The organism is Psychromicrobium silvestre, assembly GCF_013408295.1.
GTDB lineage: Bacteria > Actinomycetota > Actinomycetes > Actinomycetales > Micrococcaceae > Renibacterium > Renibacterium silvestre.
Genome location: NZ_JACBYQ010000001.1, coordinates 343,801 through 366,624, shown reverse-complemented (window position 1 = coordinate 366,624; position 22,824 = coordinate 343,801). Strand labels below are relative to the sequence as shown.

17 protein-coding genes and 1 tRNA gene are annotated in these 22,824 nt (G+C 60.1%); 5 read left to right on the top strand and 13 right to left on the bottom strand.

Features of this window, described 5'->3' with window-relative positions; all coding sequences use genetic code 11:
• Positions 1 to 9 precede the first annotated feature (9 nt).
• Both FHU41_RS01765 and FHU41_RS01760 read right to left on the bottom strand, forming a co-directional pair.
• Positions 10 to 1,305, bottom strand: a complete 1,296-nt coding sequence (locus FHU41_RS01765; RefSeq protein ID WP_179387939.1) for a GNAT family N-acetyltransferase — start codon at positions 1,303 to 1,305, stop codon at positions 10 to 12.
• Entirely contained in the window at positions 1,305 to 2,627 is a 1,323-nt protein-coding gene (locus tag FHU41_RS01760; RefSeq protein WP_179387938.1) for a GNAT family N-acetyltransferase, read from the bottom strand. Before FHU41_RS01760 ends, FHU41_RS01765 begins: the two co-directional genes overlap by 1 nt.
• 252 nt (positions 2,628 to 2,879) lie before the next feature.
• On the opposite strand from FHU41_RS01760, the gene FHU41_RS01755 reads away from it, so the two are divergent.
• Together FHU41_RS01755 and FHU41_RS01750 are read left to right on the top strand one after the other, a co-directional pair.
• A complete protein-coding gene (locus FHU41_RS01755; protein WP_179387937.1) occupies positions 2,880 to 3,644 on the top strand; it encodes an ABC transporter permease in 765 nt (254 codons plus the stop codon).
• 33 nt (positions 3,645 to 3,677) lie between these two features.
• Positions 3,678 to 4,640: an SDR family NAD(P)-dependent oxidoreductase gene (locus tag FHU41_RS01750; protein WP_179387936.1), complete on the top strand. Its 963-nt coding sequence runs from the start codon at positions 3,678 to 3,680 to the stop codon at positions 4,638 to 4,640.
• A gap of 56 nt (positions 4,641 to 4,696) precedes the next feature.
• On the opposite strand, the gene polA is transcribed toward FHU41_RS01750, so the two are convergent.
• The 3 genes from polA to FHU41_RS01735 all read right to left on the bottom strand — a co-directional run bounded on the left by polA (position 4,697) and on the right by FHU41_RS01735 (position 8,894).
• Positions 4,697 to 7,348 (bottom strand): DNA polymerase I, encoded by a 2,652-nt coding sequence (gene polA, locus FHU41_RS01745; protein WP_246279476.1) that lies wholly within the window; start codon positions 7,346 to 7,348, stop codon positions 4,697 to 4,699.
• Positions 7,349 to 7,473: 125 nt separating this feature from the next.
• Positions 7,474 to 7,707, bottom strand: a complete 234-nt coding sequence (locus FHU41_RS01740) for a hypothetical protein (protein ID WP_179387934.1) — start codon at positions 7,705 to 7,707, stop codon at positions 7,474 to 7,476.
• The gene (locus FHU41_RS01735; protein WP_179387933.1) at positions 7,704 to 8,894 is read right to left on the bottom strand and encodes an inorganic phosphate transporter; all 1,191 of its coding nucleotides are present in this window, start codon (positions 8,892 to 8,894) and stop codon (positions 7,704 to 7,706) included. The genes FHU41_RS01740 and FHU41_RS01735 overlap by 4 nt, the downstream gene beginning before the upstream one ends.
• Positions 8,895 to 9,016: 122 nt before the next feature.
• Between FHU41_RS01735 and FHU41_RS01730 the strand changes: the two genes are divergently transcribed.
• Together FHU41_RS01730 and FHU41_RS01725 are read left to right on the top strand one after the other, a co-directional pair.
• Positions 9,017 to 9,478, top strand: coding sequence for a hotdog fold thioesterase (locus tag FHU41_RS01730; RefSeq protein WP_179387932.1), 462 nt, complete (start codon positions 9,017 to 9,019; stop codon positions 9,476 to 9,478).
• A gap of 28 nt (positions 9,479 to 9,506) precedes the next feature.
• A complete protein-coding gene (locus FHU41_RS01725) occupies positions 9,507 to 10,115 on the top strand; it encodes a P-loop NTPase family protein (protein WP_246279405.1) in 609 nt (202 codons plus the stop codon).
• Here the strand turns inward: FHU41_RS01725 and FHU41_RS01720 are convergent.
• From FHU41_RS01720 to FHU41_RS01700, 5 genes are all read right to left on the bottom strand, one after another.
• A complete protein-coding gene (locus FHU41_RS01720) occupies positions 10,093 to 10,635 on the bottom strand; it encodes a dihydrofolate reductase family protein (RefSeq protein WP_179387931.1) in 543 nt (180 codons plus the stop codon). The genes FHU41_RS01725 and FHU41_RS01720 overlap by 23 nt on opposite strands.
• A 9-nt stretch (positions 10,636 to 10,644) precedes the next feature.
• Positions 10,645 to 12,174, bottom strand: coding sequence for a DHA2 family efflux MFS transporter permease subunit (locus tag FHU41_RS01715; protein ID WP_179387930.1), 1,530 nt, complete (start codon positions 12,172 to 12,174; stop codon positions 10,645 to 10,647).
• The gene (locus FHU41_RS01710; RefSeq protein ID WP_179387929.1) at positions 12,174 to 12,815 is read right to left on the bottom strand and encodes a PadR family transcriptional regulator; all 642 of its coding nucleotides are present in this window, start codon (positions 12,813 to 12,815) and stop codon (positions 12,174 to 12,176) included. Before FHU41_RS01710 ends, FHU41_RS01715 begins: the two co-directional genes overlap by 1 nt.
• Before the next feature lie 357 nt (positions 12,816 to 13,172).
• Positions 13,173 to 14,018, bottom strand: coding sequence for a hypothetical protein (locus FHU41_RS01705; protein WP_179387928.1), 846 nt, complete (start codon positions 14,016 to 14,018; stop codon positions 13,173 to 13,175).
• Positions 14,019 to 14,194: 176 nt separating this feature from the next.
• Positions 14,195 to 14,276: transfer RNA gene (locus tag FHU41_RS01700), tRNA-Leu, on the bottom strand.
• A 121-nt stretch (positions 14,277 to 14,397) separates the two neighbouring features.
• On the opposite strand from FHU41_RS01700, the gene FHU41_RS01695 reads away from it, so the two are divergent.
• On the top strand, positions 14,398 to 15,003 hold the full coding sequence (locus FHU41_RS01695) for a response regulator (protein WP_179387927.1): 606 nt from the start codon (positions 14,398 to 14,400) through the stop codon (positions 15,001 to 15,003).
• Between the two features lie 100 nt (positions 15,004 to 15,103).
• Here FHU41_RS01695 and pyk read toward each other — a convergent pair whose 3' ends face one another.
• The 3 genes from pyk to gltB form a co-directional block, all read right to left on the bottom strand.
• Positions 15,104 to 16,579 (bottom strand): pyruvate kinase, encoded by a 1,476-nt coding sequence (pyk, locus tag FHU41_RS01690; protein ID WP_179387926.1) that lies wholly within the window; start codon positions 16,577 to 16,579, stop codon positions 15,104 to 15,106.
• Between the two features lie 77 nt (positions 16,580 to 16,656).
• Positions 16,657 to 18,114 carry a glutamate synthase small subunit gene (locus tag FHU41_RS01685; protein ID WP_179387925.1) on the bottom strand — a complete coding sequence of 486 codons (1,458 nt, stop codon included), beginning with the start codon at positions 18,112 to 18,114 and terminating at the stop codon, positions 16,657 to 16,659.
• Positions 18,107 to 22,747 (bottom strand): glutamate synthase large subunit, encoded by a 4,641-nt coding sequence (gene gltB, locus FHU41_RS01680; protein ID WP_179387924.1) that lies wholly within the window; start codon positions 22,745 to 22,747, stop codon positions 18,107 to 18,109. Before gltB ends, FHU41_RS01685 begins: the two co-directional genes overlap by 8 nt.
• Positions 22,748 to 22,824 lie beyond the last annotated feature (77 nt).

The following is a 22,824-nucleotide window of genomic DNA, read 5'->3' as shown; positions in this document are numbered from 1 at the left end:
AAGCAAGTCTCAAAAATGAGTTGCGCAGAAGGGTGTTCGTTCCAGCGCAAACATCCTTTGTGCCAGCAATACGGATCCGGGAGTGTGCTCGGTAAGCTGGCCGGCAGCGAGCAAGGTGCTAGGCAACACCCCGCCCAGATAGATCGAAGCCAGCTCCGCTATATCGAGACTCAGATCCACGGACCGCTCCCCCGCCTCAAGCCGCACATGGGGTTCCCCCTGCTGCACGGTGAGCACGAAGTTCCCGGCACTGAGGCCTAGCCTGTCCTCGACCCGCAAGCTGAGCTCGCCGTCGGCGGAGTATTTCCTAGCCTCCAAGGCCTGGGCAACATCCAGGACACGCAGCCACAGCATGTCCTTTTCCTCTTGCACCTGCAAGCAGCGACGATCCTCCAAAGCCCATTCCAGCGGATCGTCATTCGGTGCTTTACTCCACTCGATCTGCTCCACCAGGTCGAGCGACGCTAGGTATCGCCATAACTCCAGGTAAGCACCATCGTTCGCGGCCGCCAGGTCAATAATCGACATCGTCTGCGGCTTGCTGTCCCAGCCTTGGAACAGATAGGAGACGTACCCGTCTACCTGCCCATCGACGTCGTAATGCAGGGCGCTGAGCACGTTTTCATCCTCATCGATCGCCCAGGGACCAAAGCCAGCCGCCTGATACCGATAGCTCTCCTGCCGATCAATCGAGCCTGGGCTGCGAACATGCTGATGACTGAAAACTTCCGGCGCCAGATCAAGCAGAACCTGCCGCGGCACCCCCTCGACGGTGCCAATCGGACGATGTCGCAGCGAGAAGCGCGGGCCAACGTCAACCTTAATATGGCGTTCCTTGGTGGCCACCCCGAAGCCGAAGCGTCGGTAGATCACCGCCTCGGAGGCGTTCAGCGCAGCCAGCGCGAGCCCATCCTGCTTGGCCCGCTGAAGGTCCTCGTGCATCACCCGACTCAGAATGCCGCGCCGTCGATGGCTAGCCCGGACGGTCACCGCCGTCACCAACTGTGCTAATAGCATCCTGCCAAACCCGATATTGACCTCTTTGCGCAGGGTTCCGAAAGTGGCCACCGGCGCCTCAGCCCCGAAGGAGTGCGGTGCCACCGCCTGCCGTTGGTACACCCCGGTCTGCTCGCGTCGGTCCACGATTCTGACCTTAAGTGCCGATTCGATCTGCTCCTCGGAACGCTTGGGCTGATGGAAGCCACGATTGACCGCTCGAATCCATTCAACTGCTTGTTCGTAACCGGGCTCGCCCTTGCGAGCCGCCGGGAATCTGCGGATTTCGTACAGTTCGTCAAAGCTCATCAGAAGTCCGTCCTACTGACCGGCTGCACCGGAGTGCGGAAAATCTCGTCAAAGAGTTCGACGGCGGCTGCCTCGGTTCCGAAATCCAGTCGCCCGGCTTCCCACAAAGTTCTGGCGCTGACCCCGGCGAGATAAAGAGAGCCCAACGCCGCGACATCCATCTCGATATCGGCTGGCCCCTCAGCCGACAGTACCTCGGTGTGCCCCTTTCCATCCCGAACGGTCAGAGCGAATCTGCCCGCCGCCAGGTTGAGCCGATCATTGACCTTGAGCACAATCTGACCCGCTCCAAAGTAACGCCGGGCGTTCAGTAACACCGGTATATCGAGCGGCCGTAGCCAGAGCGAATCAACCTCTCGATTCACCTTATAGCGGCGTGAATCCGCCAGCGCCCAGAGCAAGGGATCATTAGCTGGCGCGCCGTCCCAGTTCACTGCGGACGAAAGGTCAACATCCGCCAAAAATTGCCAGAGTGCCAAATAGGCTTGCGGATTCAGCGCCAGCAGATCGATCACCTCAAGGGTGACCGGTTGACTCTGATAGCCCAGATGTTTATAGCTCAGATAACCGTCGATGCTTCCGTCAACGGCGTAGTGGACCGCCACTCTGACCTTGCTATCCCGTTCGGGATTGTCAAAGGTCCACTCCCCGGAAACCATCGCCCGATAGTGGTCAGGGCGAGAGATTGAGCCGAAGGTCGCGGCGTGGAAGGACTTGAAAAGTTCGGCTTGAACCTGCCCTGCGGTGTCCGCCGGGGCCAGTTCTACGGTGCCCACCGGAGCTGACCGCAGCGCAAACCCGAGGGAGGTATCGACGGTAATCGAACGGTATCTGTTGGCTTCTCCGAAGCCAAAGCGGCCATAAATGGTTGCCTCGGAGGCGGTTAGTGCGGCCATCGGAACGCCCTGTTCCTTAGCCGCGGTCAAATCCGTTGAAATCATTCGGGAGAGAATCCCCCTGCGGCGGTGGCTGGGCCGCACCGTGACCGCGGTGATCATATCGGTCGCCAGCAACGCCTCTCCAACGTTGAGCGTGCCCACGAAGGAACTATAGGTAGCAACAGGGTCTGTTGCGGGCAGGCTTCCCGGCCGGATTTCGGAGGGATAGATCGCATAGATTTGTTGCTGATCCTTGGCGATACTGGCAACTATTTTTTCTTGCGCTTGCTCTTCAGGTTCCGCCCCATGGAACCCTTGGATCACCGCGCGATTCCAGGCTTTGGCGGGTTCATCGACCTTTCCCGCGGAGTCGATCGATTCGGTGCTTGTCCAGGTACGTAGTTGGTAGGGAAAATCGGGGGTCGCTTCGCTAATGATCTTCACCCAAACAAGCCTAACGCCTTGGCCGAGTTCTGCCTGGCTGGTCTGGCTCTGCTCGAGCCTCAAGCGGGCCCCACCGAGTTCAGCTACTCAGTGGGACCTGATGCCTGGTCCCACTGAGATCCGAATTTCAGTGGGGTGGGCCGCAGTCAAAATTTGCAGTATCCCCCACACATCCCCCAGAATCCCGGCGCTGCCCGAGGAAACCGGTGCAGCTAAACCGGGGCACCGGCAGCGCATCGGAGAGAATGGGGTATGCAGAACTCCACTTTGCTGAACCTCGGCCCGCTCAGCTGGATTCTGCTGGCGCTGCTGTTGCTCGCCGCGGCTGCGGTGTGGCGCTATCTGCTCGGCCGCTCGATGCTGGAAATTCTGCTTGCCGGCGTGCGCGCCCTACTGCAACTCGCCGTCGTCGCCCTGTTGATCTCCCAGCTCTCCAGCCATCCTTTGCTTGCCCTGGCCTTTATCGCCCTGATGTTCGTGATTGCGGTCTGGACCTCCGGGCGCAGAATCAGCAAGCACGGGCGTTGGTGGATGGCCGCCTTGCCGATCGCTGCGGCTGTGCTCCCGGTTGCGCTGCTGATGTTTTTCAGCGGTGTGCTGCCCTGGAACGCCTTGGCCTTAATCGCCATTATTGGTCAACAAATCGGCGGGGCGATGGCTACCACCACCCTGGCCGGACGTCGGATTGAAGCCGAGTTACTGGGTCGTCGTGGCGAGGTCGAAGCAGCCGTGGCCCTCGGTTTTACCTGGCCAGCGGCACGACGTTTCGTGAGTAAGGAAGTGGCTGGGGAGGCGGTTGTTCCCAGCATCGATCAAGCCAGAACTGCAGGCACTGTTACCCTACCGGGCGCCTTCGTGGGCCTCATTTTAGGTGGGGCCAGCCCGCTAGAGGCAGGCCAGATCCAACTCTTAGTGCTAATTTCCCTCTTACTGGTCAATGGGCTGGCAGCTTGGGTCTGCCTGCTACTCAGCAATCGCCAAGCCTGGATGAGCAGAGACACAGCCCAAATAGCTTGACCTGGAGTGCACTCCAGGACCTAGCCTGAGGGCATGACAAACAAACAGCACAAACTAGACAGCGGATTCGGCTTCAGCAGCACGGCCGATGAGGTCCTGGCCGGGGTGGATCTTTCCGGACAAACCGCGCTGGTGACCGGCGGCTACTCCGGCCTCGGCCTGGAAACCACGGCCGCCTTGGTCAAGGCCGGAGCTCAGGTGGTGGTACCTGCCCGCCGACCGGAACCCGCCAAAGAGGCACTTAAGGACTTGCCCGGCGTCGAGGTGCAGCCGATGGACCTGGGCGATCTCGATTCCGTCCGGACCTTCGCGGAAGGTTTCCTAGACACCGGCCGCACGCTGAATCTGGTGATCAACAATGCTGGCATTATGGCCTGCCCAGAGACCCGAGTTGGACCCGGTTGGGAGGCCCAATTCGCCACCAACCACCTGGGTCATTTCGCCCTGGTCAACCGACTCCGTCCCGCCCTGGCGGAGCGAAGCCGAGTGGTGGCACTTTCCTCCACCGGGCACTTCCGCTCCCCGATCCGCTGGGACGATATCCAGTTCACCCAGGGCTATGACCGCTGGCAAGCCTATGGCCAAGCCAAAACCGCTAATGCCCTCTTCGCCGCACACTTGGACGCACTGGGCAGCGACTCCGGGCTGAACGCCTTCTCGGTGCATCCGGGCGGAATTTTCACCCCCTTGCAGCGCCACCTCTCCCAGGAAGATCAGATCGCCCTGGGCTGGCTCGCCGAGGACGGCACCATGAGTGAGGTAGCGGCCGCACACTTCAAGACTCCCGCTCAGGGCGCCGCAACCTCGGTCTGGGCTGCCACTTCCACCCTTCTGGAAGGGAACGGCGGCGTTTACTGCCAGGACTGCGACGTTGCCGAACCGGCCGTAGATAGCAACCCTGCCATCGGTGGAGTCAAGCCGTGGGCCGTCGACCCGGAAGAAGCTCGTAAGCTCTGGGACCTTTCCGCCGAGCTCACTGGGGTGAACGCCTTCTAGCGGCCTCTCCACGTGTTCGACGCCGGCCACAGACTTTCCGGGCAGCGCTCGCCAAATCAGTGACCGGCGTCGAACCAGCTTTTGCCAATACCCACCTGAACATCGAGCGGCACGGAGAGCGCGGCAGCACCAGCCATCTGCTCGGGCACCAGGATCTGCAATTGCTCTAGCTCACCGGGAGCCACTTCAAGGACCAGTTCGTCATGTACCTGGAGCAGCATTCGAGACTTGAGGCCACCTTCTGCCAGAGCCTTATCCACGCCCAACATGGCGCGCTTAATAATGTCTGCGGCCGAACCCTGGATGGGTGAATTGAGGGCAACGCGCTCGGCGATCTCTCGCAAGTGCCGGTTGTCACTGGTCAGGTCCGGCAAATAACGACGGCGGCCCTCAATGGTTTCGGTGTAACCATCCAGTCGAGCCTGCTCCACCACGCCGCGTAGATAGTCACGCACCGCGCCGAAGCGGTCGAAGTAGTCCTTCATCAGGGTGCGCGCCTCATCGACCGAGATACTCAGCTGCTTGGACAGGCCAAAGGAACTCAGTCCATAGGCCAGTCCATAGGACATCGCCTTGACCTTGGAACGCATCGCCGAGGTGACGTCCTGGGGTTCCACATTGAAGATGTGTGAGCCGACGAAACGGTGCAGATCCTCGCCGTCCTTGAACGCCTGGATCAGCGCTTCGTCGCCGGAGAGGTGCGCCATGATCCGCATTTCAATCTGCGAGTAATCGGCCGTTAGCAGGGTCTCGTACTGTTGTCCCTTAGCTCCCTTACCCACCACAAAGACGCTGCGGATGCGGCGACCTTCCTCGCTGCGGATCGGGATGTTCTGCAGATTCGGGTTGTTCGAGGAGAGCCGGCCGGTAGCCGCGATGTTCTGCGCGTAGGTGGTGTGCACCCGCTCATCCGGGCCGATCGACTTGAGCAAGCCCTCCACGGTCTGCCGGAGCTTGGTGGCATCGCGATAAGCCTGCAATTGCTGCAGGAAGGGATGCGGGCTCTTCACCATCAAATCGGCCAAGGCTTCGGCGTCGGTGGAGAATCCGGTTTTGATTTTCTTGGTCTTCGGCATCCCGAGTTCTTCGAAAAGTACGGTTTGCAGTTGTTTGGGCGAGCCCAGGTTCACCTCGTGGCCAATCACGCCATAGGCCTCAGCCTGGGCAGCATCGATGGTCGCGGTGAAATCAGTCATCAAGGTATCCAATATCTCCTTGGACACCGCCACACCCGCCAACTCCATCTCAGCCAGCGTGCCCAGCAGCGGCAATTCCAACTCGCCTAGCAGCTTATCGGCGCCACGCTCCAACAGCAGAGGTTCTAACTGGGCACTCAGCCGCTCGGTGGCAAAGGCACGCGCCACGGCTTCCTTAGCCCCATCGTCCAAGCCCAGATCAAGCTGCCCGGAGGGCTTGCCCTCCCCCACTCCGAGGTGAGACTTCAGGTAGTACAGGCTCAGGTCAGCCAACTCGTAATTGCGTCGCTCGGGCTGGATCAAATAGCTGGAGATCGAGGTGTCATCCACCACGCCGTTCAGTTTCAGGCCACGCCCAGAAAGCGCCTTATAGGCTGCTTTAGCATCATGCACAGCCTTGGGAGCATCACCGGCTAACCAGTCGGCCACTACCTTTTCGGCGGCTGCATCCAGACTACTCAGCGGCACAAAGGCGGTCTTGTGCTCGGTGCTGAGAGCCACCGCGGTTATGTCCAGGCCCACAGGGTCCACAACGGGCAAGGTGTCGCCCACCAGGGCCAGGCCCACCCTGGCCGTGCCAGCGTCGCTTAGCCAGGCAGCGAGTTCTTGTTCGGTACCGAGAACCGTATGCTCGGGGAGCTGGTGTTCCGGATCAGGGCCGTCTTCTTCATCCTCACCGAACTGCTCAAAGAGTCGCTTGCGCAATGTCTTGAATTGCAAGGCATCAAAAAGCTCCTCAATTTTCTCGCGGTTCGGGTGCTTAAGTTCCATCTGTTCCAGCGGCACCGGCAACTCAAGATCGCGCAGCAGGTGATTTAGCCGTCGGTTGCGTTTGACGTTTTCGACGTTCTCCCGCAGGGAATCGCCAACCTTGCCGCCAATCGAGTCAATATTGGCCAGAATGGCTTCCAGGCCGCCGTATTGGTTGATCCACTTGGCTGCCGTCTTTGGTCCCACGCCGGGTACGCCGGGCAGGTTATCGGCGGTTTCTCCGACCAGCGCGGCCAAATCCGAATATTGATCCGGGCGGACGAAATATTTTTCCTCAATCGCGGTGGCATCCAGCGGTGGAATGTCTGAGATGCCTTTCTTCGGGTAAAGTACCAGAGTCTTTTCGGTAATCAGCTGAAAAGCGTCGCGATCCCCCGAGACCACCAGGGTTTCCCAGCCAGCAGCCTCAGCCTGGGCAGCCAGGGTGGCGATAATGTCATCGGCTTCATAGCCGTCCAGGGTGATGGTGGGCACGTTCATGGCTTCCATCACCTTGGTGATTAGCTCGATCTGGCCGCCGAACTCCTCCGGGGTCTTGTTCCGACCGCCCTTGTACTCGCTGTATTCCTCGGAGCGGAAGGTTGGGGTGTCCAGATCGAAAGCCACCACCACGTGGGTGGGCTTCTGCTGCCGAATCATGGTCAGCAGCATCGAGGTGAAGCCGTGCACTGCATTGGTGTGCTGGCCGGTATCGATGACGAAGGTTTCCGGTGGCAGCGCATAAAATGCCCGGAAGGCCATCGAATGCCCGTCCAGGACAAGCAGTTTGGGTGTCTGGTCAGGCTGAGAAGTTGTTTCGCTCACAGGCTCAGCCTATCGTCCCGGGCTCTCTCACCGCAGCCTCTTGAGGCCGGTTGAGGACTTGCCTACGACTTGCCGTGGAAAAACGGCACGATCAGATACACGCCGTAGAGCACAGCCGCCGCGCAAAGCGTGTAGCAAAGGTACTCGGCGAAGCGAATCCGGGTTTTATCCGGGCCGGTACGGTCCAGGCTGGCGGCGTGCAAGCGGACCGCAAAGGAGAACAGGGTCACCACGGTGAGGGCCGCGGCGAGCGTGGCCACAGCGACGATAACGAAGGCGTTCCAGTTGATATTCATTTCTTCCTCGCCACCACTCGCTTACGCCGTTCCGGCCTTCTGACAATATCCGCGGCCACCTCAACCTCGGAGACCCCGGCCAGATCACGTTCCTCGCTGCGCCGGGAAATTAGGAAGATGGTCAGGATCGCGCCCAGTCCGAGCGCGGCATCCAAGATAAAACCGGTCAACCCCCATTGAGCGATAAAGGCGGCGAGAGCGCCAACGGCGGCTGCCGCAGGAAGGGTAAAGAGCCAGCCGACCGCCATCTTTCCGGCTAGCCTCCAGCGCACCACGGCGCCGGGACGCCCGAGCCCCGAACCGATCACTGCGCCCGAGGCAACCTGAGTAGTGGACAGCGCAAAACCAAGATGCGAGGAAGCCAGAATCGCTGCCGCGGTCGAGGTTTCCGCGGCAAATCCCTGAGCGGGTTTTACCTCGGTCAATCCGGTGCCCAGGGTCTTAATAATCCGCCAGCCGCCGGAATAGGTGCCGAGTGCGATGGCTGCCGCACAGGCGGCGATCACCCAAAGCTGCGGGCCAGTACCGGAGTTCTGATATCCGCCCGAGATCAGCACCAGGGTGATAACGCCCATCGTCTTTTGGGCGTCGTTGGTGCCGTGGGCTAAGGCCACCAGCGAGGAGGAGAAGATCTGCGCGTAGCGGAAGCCGCCGCGTCGATTACGCAGGTTGGCGCCGTCATCGGCGACCCGCTGGGTGATGGCATAGGCAACCAGGGTGCAAACAAAGGCGACGAAACCCGCCACCAGGGGTGCCAATAGCGCCGGGATAATGACATTGCTCAGTAGCACTGCGTAATTGATCACGCCGAACCCGGCGCCGACAATAGCGGCTCCAATGAGCCCGCCAAAGAGTGCATGGGAGGAGCTGGATGGCAGCCCGAGCAGCCAGGTCAGCATATTCCAGACCACCGCGCCGAGCAGTCCCGCGAAGATAATGGCCGGGGTGATATTGATGCCTTTGGGGCCTTCGTTAATCAGGTTTCCCGAGATGGTTTTCGCCACTTCGGTGGAGAGGAAGGCACCCACCAGATTCAGCAATGCGGCCAGTCCGACGGCGACCTTGGGCTTGATTGCCCCGGTGGCGATCGGGGTGGCCATGGCGTTAGCGGTGTCGTGAAAACCATTGGTGAAGTCAAAGAACAACGCCACCGCGATGACTAAGACAACAATGACTAGTAAATCCACAAGATTCCTCACCTAGCGTGTGCAGCTCATCCGGCCGACGAAGCATTTCCCGAAGGGTTATGGTTGGCTTCGCGATCACAGACCCTTTTGTATCTTAGGGCAAGCCGTGCCAGCCTAGGTTCATGACGGACTATACGCAACAGCTTCTCGATGCCGGAATTCCCCCGGCGATGCATCAGATGCTCAGTCAATACGGGGTGGGTGACCTGGTAGTCAGGATGGGAATTAAATTCCTGGAACTGAGCCCGGAACGAATGGTCGGCACCATGCCGGTCGAGGGAAACACCCAAGTGGCAGGCATTTTGCACGGTGGAGCACACCTTGTGCTGGCCGAGACCCTTGGCTCCTTTGCCGCGGGCCTGCACGCCGGTACTCGGGGCCAGCCGCTCGGGATCGAAATTGGTGCCACCCACCACAGGTCAATAGCCTCCGGTCTGGTGACCGGAACCTGCACCGCAATTCACCTGGGACGCACCCTGACCACCCACGAAGTGGTGATGACCGATGAGGAAGGTCGCCGACTTTCGACGGCACGGATCACCAATCTGATCCGGGAAACCGCCCAGCCCAATGCCGGGGAATGAGCAACGCCAGGCGAACCAAAATCTCGGAATGGCCAGCGCTCTGCCGGAGCCGGCTCCTTTGAACCCTTCGGGGCCGGGTTTACCGGGAAATGCCCATCGGGTTCTGATCTATGGTGTTACGGGCTCGGGTAAATCAACCCTGGCGCTTCGACTTTCCACGCTAACCGGATTCGAGGCGCACCTGGTTGACGAGGAAATCGGTTGGCTTCCCGGCTGGCAGGGGCGCCCGGAAGCGCAGATGCGCGAGCTTGCCGCGGAATTAGCCGCCGGAGAGTCCTGGATCTTCGATTCGACTTACAGCAAGTTCCGAGATTTGCTGCTGTCCCGGACAGAGCTCATTATTGGCTTGGACTATCCTCGGAGCCTCACGTTGTTTCGATTGATTCGGCGGACAGTTCGCCGCATTGTGCGCCGTGAGCAGGTCTGCAATGGCAATGTCGAGACTTGGGCCAAAGTTTTCTCCTCGGATTCCATCCTGATCTGGCACTTCAAGAGTTTCACTCGCAAGCGTCGAGCCATGCGTGAATTCGCGGCTCAAGCTGCGATGGACCACTCCGCCCCGCGGGTTCTGCTCTTCAAGCATCCGGATCAAACTGACCGCTGGCTCGCCTCACTCAGCGACGCAGTTGGTAGTTAAGCTCAATCACCCCCTTGCCGAAAGTTCGCTGGCTCAGCAGCTTCAGCGGCTCCCTCAAAGGGGAATCCGGCAGAAGCCTTCTGCCGGAGCCCAGCAGCACCGGAACGATCGTCAAAAGTAACTCATCCAGCAGCCCCGCTTGCTGGAACTGAGCGGCAAGTTTTCCACCACCTACCATCCAGACATTGCGTTCCCCAGCTTCCCGTACCGCTTGGGCATGCACTTCTTCCGGACTGCCCTGAACGAAGCGGATGTCCTCCCCCGGGTAGCCAGCTAGCTCGCGATGACTGAAAACCCAGGTGGGTAGACCTGGATAGGCCCAGTCCTCCGGCTGTTCTTCCAACAGGAAGCGATAGGTGTCGGCGCCCATGATCACGGCGCCGACACCCGAGAGGAACTCTTGATATCTTTCGGCTTGTCCTTCGAAACCTTCGAATTGAAGCAGCCAGGCTAGGCCGCCGTCGTCGTCCGCAAGGAAACCGTCGATTGAACTGGCCACATAATACTGAGTTCTTCCCATGCCAGCAGCTTAGGGCTGGGTACTGACAGTTTCAGTCGGTTCTTCCTCGGTCCGGTCACCCGTCTGCAGTGCGGCTTGCGGTGTAACCCGCGACCACTGTTTGGGCTTTGCAAAGAAAATTGCGGCCAGCACACCCACCAGAATCACAATGGCCGGTAGATACAGCGACTGTCCCATCGAGGTGGCGTAAGCCGCATGCAGGGCTTCCGGTAGCGTGCCGCCGTCGCCCTTTGGAGCCGAAGCACCAGCGGGCAGAGCGGGCATATTGGCGGTCAGCCTTGAGCTCATCAGCGTGGCGATAGCAGCCGATCCCAGCACCGCACCAACCTGTCGGGTGGTGTTGTACACGCCGGAGCCAGCGCCCGCCTGGGAGGGATCCAGGTTCCGGGTTGCCGTCATCGAGACAGGAGCCCAGATTCCCGCATTCGCGAAGCCAAAGAGCGCAATCGGCAACAATAGCTGCCAGATCGGTACATCGGCGGTCAGGATCGAACCGAGCCAGAACAACGCAATGGACAGAATAGCGAAGCCCGCGACGGCAAAATACCGAGGATTGACCTTGGGCAGCAACTTGCCCACCACCGGAGCCAGGCCGCCGGAGATGACCGCCATCGGAACCATCAGCAAAGCCGACTCCGTAGGGGTCAGCGAGCGCACATTCTGTGCATAGAGCATAAGCGGCAGCACCATGGCGGTAATTGCGAAGCCCATGGCAGTAATCGCAATATTTGCCAGCGAGAAATTGCGGTCCTTGAACAATTTGAGCGGCAGCAGCGGTTCGGCCTTGTTGAAGTACTGCCAGAGCACGAAGATCACCATCAGCACCAGCCCTGCGATGATAAGCGACCAGACGCTGATCGGCCCGACGATGGTGCCCCAGTTATAGCTATCACCCTCCTGGATACCAAAGACCAAGCAAAACATTCCTGCCGCGCTGAGTAGCACGCCGAGCCAGTCAAAATGATGCGAATGAGTGGGCAGGCTCGGTACCAGCCGAGCAGCCAGGATGAAGCCGACGACGCCGACCGGGACATTAATAAAGAAGATCCACTCCCAGCCAAGAGAGTCCACTAGTACACCGCCAAGGATCGGACCCACCAGGGTAGCTACCCCGGCGACGGATCCCCAAAGACCCATCGCGGCGCCACGGCGTTCCGGCGGGAAGACTCGGGTGATCACGGCCATGGTCTGCGGCGTCATCAGGGCCGCGCCAAGACCTTGGACCACTCGGGCAATGATGAGTACCTCAATGCTTCCGGAAAAACCGCACCACGCCGAAGCCGCGGTGAAGATCACTAGACCGATCAGATAGAGGTTCCTTGGGCCGAAGCGGTCGCCCAGCCGTCCGGTAATCAATAGCGGTACCGCATAGGCAAGCAGGTATGCGCTGGTCACCCAGACCACCTGATTGATATCGGCATTAAGGTGATCCATAATCGCCGGAGTGGCGACCGAAACAATGGTCGAATCGACCAGGATCATAAAAAAGCCAATGACAAGCGACCAAAGCGCCGGCCATGCTCTTGTGTGTTGGTCCATCAGAATTCCTTAGCGAAGTTAATGTTGTTATCAGTGATTTCGGGCTGCAAGCCGGGGTTATCGGCGAGGAATCGCGAGTGAGCTGTCCACTCCAAATCGCCGCCTTCGAGTTCGGAAATGGTTCGGTTGATCCAGTTGATTTCAGCTTTCTGCATTTCGATGTCGTAGCCAACATCCAGCCAGAGCTGACGTTCCAGGCCGCGGGCCACCAAAGCCGCGGAATTGCTCTCTAGATCTTCAAGGCTCTCCTGCAGCTTCGATTCTCGTTCCCGCAGCAGGCCCAGCACATCTTGTTTGGGGAGATTATGAGCCTCTGCCACACCGCGGCGGAACGCCGGATATTCCTCGGCCACTTCCCGCAGCAGCACGCTCAGCGAATCGCCCAGCGCACGGTAGCCGCTGGGCAGGATCGAGTAGGTGGTGCGTTCGGGTCGGTTGCCTTCACGCTCGGTCCCCTCTGCTTGGATAAGCCCTTGAGCAAGCAACCGATCCACCGCGTGATAGAGCGATCCCGGACGGATTTTCATCAACCGGTCCTCGCGACGCTCGATCAAGATCTGATACATCTCGTAGGGATGCATGCTCCGCTCCATCAGCAAGGCTAGGACTGCGCCACCTAGGGGTGTGCATCGTTCAGCCATGGCAGTCCTTTCCGTTGTTGTCTGAGCTCGTAGGGTTCGTTTCAAGCGATCTGTTGATCCGCGTCGACGGAACCCACGCTCCAGAGTTGGCGTTCAGAGGCGATTCAAAATTGATTATTTTTCCCGAACTATTCCAACTGGAATATATCAGTCCGGAATGGCCGAGATCAAGCCCGCTGCCGCCGTCGTACGCCAGCTTCGCGTTAGCCCAATGGCATCGCGATACCCTACTGGCCGTGCACTGGACTATCGGGAAGTCAATGAGCTATCTCGAACCGTAAAATTCCGGCACAAAGCACTCCGGTTCCCGACCGCAGACGATCGGGAACCGGAGAGAAGGATTCGTTTTCTACCCGCTCAGAGCCAGTAAGTGTTACTCAGCTCGTCGACGAGATACTCCTTGCCGGTGAACTCGACGTAGTACTCCGGGTCGCCAAGAATGGCCGGGGTGAACTTTATGTTGTACTGCGGGTGATAGGTCTCCCCGCGCACGCCACCGATCCAGTTCGCGGAGCCAATCGTCGCCGAGGAACGCGGCAACGGAGAAGCACTCGCGGCATCGCAATTGCCCCAGGTGTGGACAAGCTCGTCGAGGAAAGAAGGATCGTCACGATACGTGAGGCAATCAATCTGGTTGAAGACCACATTGGGACCCGAGGTCACAGTGAGCTGACCGTTCAGACTGAAATTACGATCCGAGTTGATCGTCATTACGAACTGGAACTGCAGAGTGCCGACTTGCACGCACTCGGTGGTGCAGTTGAAGTAGGTCATCAATTCTTCGACGGTCAGGGTATTGTCGGAGATCGTGCCCAGACCACCGGGGTTTCGAGGCGAGGCAAAGGCAGAAGCCAGAGCTACCGCGGCTAACGATCGGGGCGGTGCCGGAGTTTTGGCAGCCTGGGCAAGTGCCTCAAGCTGCTGCTGCGCACCGTCGTGCGTCCCCTTCTGCCCGCGCTTTGCGATAAATGCCTGTATCGCCGAGGTATCCCCACCCCGGGACAGTGCCTGTTTCACACCGAATGCCAGAACATTCTTCGTCCCGCTCGGAGCCACTACGGTAAGACAGTTTCCGGCCGCCGCATCAACGGCAGAACAACTTGTTTCTGCTGGTGTTTTAGCGGCGATGGCCGGGGCCGCTGTGCTGAAGGTTAGGATTCCGATGGCCAGTGCCGCTATTGCGGCTTTGGAACTGCTTTTCATTGATCACTCTTTCCTTGGCCCCCAAAGTTTTCGTGATTTGTACGTTCAGGCAATCACAGCGATCTCGGCCAATCCACAGCAGCCCTAAATGTTAACCGGATCGTTACGCCCTTTAGCAAGGCAAAAAGAAACCGCCGGCCCGGAACTCATCGTTCCAAACCGGCGGTTGAGCCCAGTGCCCGAGGTGGGACTCGAACCCACACACCTTTCGATACTGCATTTTGAGTGCAGCGCGTCTGCCAATTCCGCCACTCGGGCGAACACTGGAGGCCGCGAAAGTTCTCTCAGCTTTTGGCTGAGTATTCCTTCGCATGCGAGAAACAACTCTACATGCAGATAGGCTATTTATTGAAAGTCAGTCCAGCACAAGGAGTCTCACGTGTCAGAATCCCCGGAACCATCCGCCCCCATCGATACTCCACGGCGTGTCGTTGTGGCCGAGGATGAAACCCTGATTCGCTTGGACATCGTCGAAATCCTCCGGGGTGAGGGCTACGATGTGGTGGGCGAAGCCGATAACGGCGAAAAGGCCGTTGAGCTGGCTCGCGAGCTCAACCCAGATCTGGTGTTGATGGACGTCAAGATGCCGGTGATGGACGGTATTAGCGCGGCGGAAAAAATCGTCAAAGAACGGATTGCCCCGGTAGTTTTGCTCACCGCTTTCAGCCAGCGGGAACTTGTTGAAAGGGCGCGCGACGCCGGTGCTATGGCTTATGTGGTCAAGCCCTTCACCCCAGCCGATCTGATCCCGGCCATCGAGATCGCACTCTCCCGGCACGAGGAGATCAAAGCGCTTGAAGCCGAGGTCACCGACCTGCAGGATCGATTTGAGACCCGCAAGCTAGTCGAGCGGGCAAAGTCCTTACTGACCACCAAAATGGGTCTGACCGAACCCGAGGCTTTCCGCTGGATTCAAAAGACCTCGATGGACCGTCGCCTGAGCATGCGCGAGGTCGCTGAAACCATCATCAGCCAGGTCAACTAGCTTCACACACCTCCAACTAAATCGGCTACCGTTTCCCCTTTCTGCGCACCTAATACCGGGTGCAGAAAGGGGAAACGGTAGCCGAATTGGAAATGACGCGTTAGTTAGCGGTGGGCCAGGGGCCAACCTTTTCCCGGTTGCTGCGGCCACTCGCGGAGAAGTCCGCCAAGTCCCCCACCTTGTGTACCTTGAGTGAGTTCGTGGAGCCTGCCTGTCCTGGAGGCGAACCGGCAGCGATGACCACCAGATCGTCCAATTCGACCAGACCCTTTTCCAGCAGGGTGTTATCCACCTGCTCGGTCATCTCGTCGGTGTGGTGCACCATCGGAACCATAATCGGCCGGATGCCCCAGACCAGGGACAACTGATTCCAGACCCGCTCGTCCGGGGTGAAAGCTACGATCGGCTTGATCGGACGGAGCCGGGAAAGCCGCCGCGCCGAGTCACCCGACTGCGTAAAAGCGCAAACGTATTTGGCGTTGAGCTGATCGGCAATCACTACGGCCGCACGGGTAATAGCGCCGCCGCGGGTCTTGGGATCGGTACCTAGGGCGGGAACCCGCTCCAGGCCGTGCTCCTCGGTGGATTCGATGATCCGGGCCATGGTCTTGACCGTCTCAATCGGGTACTTACCCACGCTGGTCTCGCCGGAGAGCATTACCGCATCTGCGCCGTCGAGCACCGCATTGGCACAGTCGGAGGCTTCCGCACGGGTCGGCCGCGGGTTCTCAATCATGGATTCCAGCACCTGCGTGGCCACGATCACCGGTTTGGCCCAGCGACGGGCCAGCTCGATGGCGCGCTTCTGCACAATCGGCACTTCCTCCAGTGGGAGCTCAACACCCAAATCGCCACGAGCCACCATAATGGCGTCAAAGGCATCGATAATGGCGGACAGGTTCTCTACTGCCTGCGGCTTTTCGATCTTGGCGATCACCGGAACTCGGCGACCTTCCTCATCCATGATCTCGTGCACCCGGACAATATCGATAGCGTCCCGAACGAAGGAGAGCGCCACTAGATCGACACCGCGACCCATCGCCCAGCGCAAATCGGCTTCATCCTTCTCGCTGAGCGCGGGAACGTTGACGGCGACGCCTGGCAAGTTAATGCCCTTGTTGTTGGAGACCATGCCACCAACAACTACCTCGGTGACCACCTTGACGGCATCCACGGCAGTGGCTCGCAGCGACACCTTACCGTCATCGATCAGCAGTGAGTCCCCCACCTTAACATCCTCGGTGAGGCTCTTGAGCGTTGTGGAGCAGATCTCCTTGGTGCCCGGAACATCTTCCGTGGTGATGGTGAAAACATCTCCTGGGGCCAGCGCGTGAGGACCATCCACAAAACGACCCAGTCGAATTTTGGGGCCTTGCAGATCGGCCATAATGGCCACCGGTTTGCCGAGCTGTGCAGCAGCCTTGCGCACATTCTCGTAGGTGCCATTGTGAACGGTATAGTCTCCGTGGCTCATATTCATCCGGGCCACGTCCACTCCAGCCTCAAGCACCGCTAGGGTCTGCTCAAAGCCGGAAATGGCCGGTCCGAATGTTGCAACGATTTTTGCGCGTCTCATATACCTACCCTAGTCTGAGCCAAGAATGCTCGTATTTCTTTAGTCGTTCTTTCAATGAATCTTGGGTGAATCTTGCGCTACAGCGGGGCGATGGAAACATCGCTCGGCGCCACCGGAGCGGGCAGCGTGGTGGCACCACTGAGGTACTTATCCACCGCCGCAGCACAAGCCCTGCCCTCGGCAATCGCCCAGACGATGAGCGACTGGCCGCGACCGGCGTCCCCTGCGACGAAAACGCCGTCGGTATTGGTCATGTAGTAGCCATCCCGGACCAGGTTGCCATTGCCTGCCACCTCGGCGTCCAATTGCTCGTTGATCGAGGCTGCCTCGGGACCGGTGAAGCCCAGCGAAAGGAACACCAGATCGGCCGGAATCTCACGCTCGGTACCGGCCTTGGGCAGGCGCTTACCGTCGACGTATTCGGTCTCGGCGATCTTCAGCCCGGTCAGTACCCCGTCCTTGCCGACAAACTCCACGGTGGAGGCAAGATAGGTCCGCTCGCCACCTTCCTCGTGGGCGCTAGCCACCTCGAAGAGGGTCGGGAACATCGGCCAGGGCTGGTGCCCGGGGCGTTCCGACGGCGGCTGCTGACCGATCGCTAGCGTGGTCACCGAAGCGGCCTGCTGGCGATGTGCGGTACCCAGGCAATCCGCACCGGTGTCGCCGCCGCCCAGGATCACTACATGCTTGCCACGGGCGTCGATCTGCTCCTCGACGCTATCCCCGGCCACCACTCGGTTGGCCTGCACCAGATAGTCCATGGCAAAGTGCACGCCGGAAAGCTCACGTCCGGGAATTGGCAGGTCGCGTGGCACGGTAGCACCAGTGGCAACTACCACGGTGTCGTAGCGGCGGCGCAACTGCTCCCAAGAGACATCTCGGCCAACCTCCACCCCGGCTCGGAACCGGGTGCCCTCGGCCCGCATCTGCTCCAGCCTGCGGTCGAGCTGTTCCTTCTCCATTTTGAAGTCCGGGATGCCGTAGCGCAGCAAACCGCCAATTCGATCGTCCCGCTCGTAGACGGCCACCGTGTGACCAACCCGAGTCAGCTGCTGGGCGGCGGCCAAGCCAGCCGGTCCGGAGCCGACGACGGCGACGGTACGGCCGGTGAGTCGGGCCGGAGGCAAGGGCTTGACCCAGTCATTGCCCCAGGCTTCATCGATGATCGAAACCTCGACCTGTTTGATCGTCACGGCTGGCTGATTGATCCCCAGCACGCAGGAAGACTCGCAGGGAGCCGGGCAGAGCCGTCCGGTGAACTCGGGGAAGTTATTGGTGGCATGCAGCCGCTCAATGGCTTCCTCCCCCTTATCCCGCCGCACCAGATCGTTCCACTCCGGAATCAGATTCCCCAGCGGGCAGCCCTGATGGCAGAACGGCACACCGCAGTCCATGCAGCGCCCGGCCTGGGCTGCAAGCACGCCCTTTTCCTGCGCCTCATAGACTTCTTTCCAGTCCATGATCCGCACCGGAACGGGACGACGTGGCTGCGTCTGCCGTTCGCGAACTTTCAAAAAACCCCTGGGATCAGCCACCGGTCACCTCCAGAATGCGTTGCCAGACCTGATCACCGTCGGGATCCAGGCCCTCGTTCGAAGCCTCTTGCCGGGTCTTCAGTACCGCCGCGTAATCTCGTGGCAGCACCTTGGTGAAGCGCGCGGCGGCCGCCTGCGGATCGGTACCGAAATCGTCCAGCAGCCGAGTTGCCAGCGTGGAGCCAGTCTCCTCGTGGTGCTTTCGGAGCAACCCGGTGACAAACTCCTGATCGTCCTGATCCAGGCTGAGCAATTGCAGTTCGCCGGAATCCACCGCTTGTCGGTTCACCCTGCTGGGCCGCAAATCGAGCACATAAGCCACGCCGCCGGACATTCCTGCCCCGAAGTTTCGGCCGGTCCGGCCCAACACGAGCGCCCGGCCTCCGGTCATGTACTCACAGCCGTGATCGCCAATACCTTCGGCCACGGCGACGGCTCCGGAATTGCGTACCAGGAACCGCTCACCCACTTGGCCGCGGAAGAACATTTCACCGCTGGTAGCGCCATAGCCAATCACGTTTCCGGCGATGACGTTCTCTTCAGCCACGAAAACATTGCTGCGTTCGGGACGGACCGCAATCCGGCCTCCGGAGAGGCCCTTGCCCACGTAATCATTGGAATCACCGAAGAGCCGCAGCGTGATGCCAGCGGGTAGGAAGGCACCGAGAGACTGGCCGGCCTGACCGGTCAGCGTGATATCGATGGTGTCGGTGCCGAGCACCTCGATGCCGAATTTCTTCGTCACTTCGTGGCCCAGCAGGGTTCCCACCGAGCGATCTGTGTTCACCACATTCACGCTGATCTTCACCGGGCTTCGATCCGCCAGTGCCTCGGCGGCCATCGAAATCAGCTGCTGATCGAAGTGTTTCTCCAATTCGTGGTGCTGTGGCACCAGATTGCGCAGCGGAACTTCCGCGTCGAAGCCCTGGCTGTGCAACATAGGAGCCAGATTCAGCCCCTCGCTCTTCCAATGTTCCACGGCCTTACGGGCATCGAGCGTCTCCACATGGCCAATCGCTTCTTCCAGACTGCGGAAGCCCAGCTCGGCGAGGATCTCCCGTACCTCCTGCGCCAAAAACTCGAAGAAGTTCACCACGAATTCCGGCTTCCCGGAGAACCTGGCCCGCAACTCGGGATTCTGGGTAGCAACCCCCACCGGGCAGGTATCCAGATGGCAAACCCGCATCATTACGCAGCCGGAAACCACCAAGGGCGCGGTCGCAAAGCCGTATTCCTCGGCCCCGAGCAGCGCCGCCACCACCACATCACGGCCGGTTTTGAGCTGCCCATCAACCTGCACCACTACCCGGTCTCGCAAGCCATTCAGGATGAGCGTCTGCTGGGTTTCAGCCAGGCCAAGTTCCCAGGGTGCCCCCGCGTGCTTGAGCGAGTTGAGTGGGCTGGCTCCGGTGCCGCCGTCATGCCCGGAAACCAGTACGACGTCGGCTTTAGCCTTGGTCACTCCGGCCGCCACCGTGCCGATCCCGACTTCGGAGACCAGCTTGACGTGCACTCGCGCCGAAGGATTGGCCCGCTTGAGGTCGTAGATGAGCTGAGCGAGGTCTTCGATTGAGTAGATATCGTGGTGCGGCGGCGGGGAGATCAAACCGACCCCCGGGGTGGAATGCCTGGTCGAGGCGATCCAGGGGTAAACCTTCTGCGCCATTAGCTGGCCGCCCTCGCCCGGCTTGGCGCCCTGAGCCATTTTGATCTGAATGTCCTGGGCATTGGTCAGGTAAAGGCTGGTCACGCCGAAGCGTCCCGAGGCCACCTGTTTGATCGCGGACCGACGTCGCGGATCGAGTAGCCGATCCACATCTTCGCCGCCTTCACCGGTATTGGATTTGGCGCCTAGCTGGTTCATCGCGATCGCGAGGGTCTCGTGCGCCTCCTTTGAGATCGAGCCGTAGCTCATGGCACCGGTAGAGAATCTCTTGACGATTTCGGAGACCGGTTCCACCTCATCGATGGGTACGCTTGGCCGTGCGTCCTGCTTGAACTGCAGCAGACCGCGCAGCGTCATTAGGTTCTCCGACTGATCGTCGACAGCGCGAGTGTAATTCTTGAAAATGTCGTAGCGACGTTCCCGGGTGGCATGTTGCAGCCGGAAAACCGTATCCGGGTTGAACAGATGCGGCTCTCCCTCCCGCCGCCACTGGTATTCGCCGCCGCCCAGCAACGGTCGGTGTGGCTGTTCCACACCATCGGCCGGATAAGCCATTGCGTGCCTGGCGGCCACCTCGGTAGCGATCACGTCCAGCCCGATGCCACCCAACTGGCTGCGGGTACCCGCAAAAAACTCGTCCACCAGATCCTGAGCCAGACCAAGCGCTTCGAAGGTCTGGGCGCCACAGTAGGAGGCCACCGTGGAGATACCCATTTTGGACATGATCTTCAGCACGCCCTTACCCAAGCCCTTAATCAGGTTGTAGACACCCTGCTCGGGGCTGACACCGGGAATATCGCCACTACGGATCAGCTCCTCGACGCTCTCCATGGCCAAATACGGGTTGACCGCGGCCGCGCCATAACCGATCAGCAGGGCAACATGGTGCACCTCGCGGACGTCCCCAGCCTCCACCACTAAAGCAGTTTTAGTCCGATTGGCGCTCCGCAGCAAGTGATGGTGCACGGCACTGATCAGCAGCAAGGAAGGGATAGGAGCCCACTGCGCATTCGAATCACGGTCGGAGAGCACCAGGTACTGCACTCCCCGATTGACCGCACCGGAAACCTGCTCACAGATCTCGGTGAGCCTGGAACGCAAAGCTGCTTCGCCGCCGTCGACCCGGTAAAGTCCTCGGACCTTGATGGCAAGCCGGTCGCCGTCCGCCGATTCAATATTGGCGATCTTCGCCAATTCGTCGTTATTGATCACCGGGAAATCGAGTGAAACTTGCGGCTGCTTGACCTGGCTGGTGGCCAGCAGGTTCCCGTTCGGTCCAATCGAGGTACGCAGCGAGGTGACGAGTTCCTCCCGGATCGCATCCAGCGGTGGATTAGTCACCTGGGCGAAGGACTGCACGAAGTAGTCAAAGAGTAAGCGGGCACGGCTGGAGAGCACGGCTATGGGGGTGTCCGATCCCATTGCGCCAAGCGGTTCGGCTCCGGTACGGGCCATCGGGCCCAACAGGATGCGTAGCTCCTCCTGGGTATAGCCGAAGGTGCGCTGGCGCAGATTGACCGAGGCAGAGGTATGCACCACATGCTCTCGCTCGGGTAGATCCTTCAGATTGATCAGATTGTGCTCAAGCCATTCAGCCCAGGGCTCGGCGGCGGCCAGTTCTGCCTTGATCTCCTCGTCCCCGACGATCCGGCCGGCGTCGGTGTCCACCAGGAACATTTTTCCCGGCGAGACCCTGCCCTTTTTGACCACTTTGGCGGGTTCGATATCAATCACGCCGACCTCGGAGGCGAAAACTACCAGGCCGTCCTCGGTGATCCAGTACCGTCCAGGGCGCAAGCCATTGCGATCCAGGGTGGCACCCACCAGGGTGCCGTCCGTAAAGGAGACAGCAGCTGGCCCGTCCCAGGGCTCCATCAGCAGTGAGTGATATTCGTAGAAGGCTCGCCGCGCCGGGTCCATCGTGGCATGGTTCTCCCAGGCTTCCGGGATCATCATCATAATTGCCTGAGTGATCGGCCGACCGGAAAGCCAGAGTAGCTCGGCTATCTCGTCAAAGGAGGCGGAGTCTGAGGCACCGGGGGTGCAGATCGGGAACAGCTCTTCCGGGCTATCCCCGAGCAAAGGGCTGGACAGGGTGGATTGCCGGGCGCGCATCCAGTTCCGGTTGCCCTTGACCGTATTGATCTCGCCGTTGTGCGCGATGGTGCGGAAGGGCTGAGCCAGCGGCCAGGAGGGGAAGGTATTGGTGGAGAATCGCGAATGCACGATGCCGAGTTTGGTCTTGAAGCGGCTATCGGACAGATCCGGGTAGAAGGGCTCCAGTTGGGCGGTGGTGAGCATGCCCTTGTAGACGATGGTCCGGCTGGAAAGGGAGGGAAAGTAGACCCCAAGTTTGTTCTGTGCGCGCTTCCGGACCCGGTAAGCCCGGGAATCCAGAGCCACCGCAAGTTCGGTCGGAGAGCTTGTGGTGGTACCTTCCGGCAGGCTCAGGAAAAGCTGTAGGAACCGCGGCATCGAAGCCCGCGCCATTGATCCCACCAAATCGGCAACCACCGGAACCTTGCGCCAGCCGAGCACGGCTAGCCCTTCTTCCTGGGCCAATGCCTCCAAACCTTCGATGGCGATCTTGGCTTCCTGATCTTGCACGGGCAGGAAAGCAGTACCGACGACGTAGCCTCCGGCGGCTGGCAACTCAAAGTCGGTGACGGCGCGGAAGAACTCATCGGGAATCTGGGTGAGTAGGCCTGCGCCGTCACCGGTCCCCTCGTCGGCGCCCACCGCGCCGCGGTGTTCTAGGGCACGCAGTGCGGTCAACGCAGCATCGACGATGTCATGGCCGGGTTCGCCCCGCAGGGTGGCGATAATGGCCAGGCCACAGGCGTCCTTCTCATCCTCAGGCGAATAAAGTCCGCTCGCTTCGGGATGTGCGGCGAACCGCTCGAAGGGGGACCTAACGGCCGTTGGGTGGACCGCAGTCTTGGCCACTGCGGAACGATGATGCATCATAGCTGAGTCCTTCCCCTTGTCTTAGCTCACGGTTGGAACAACCGTAGCAAGGGGACAACGTTGGCCCCGCGCTAGGC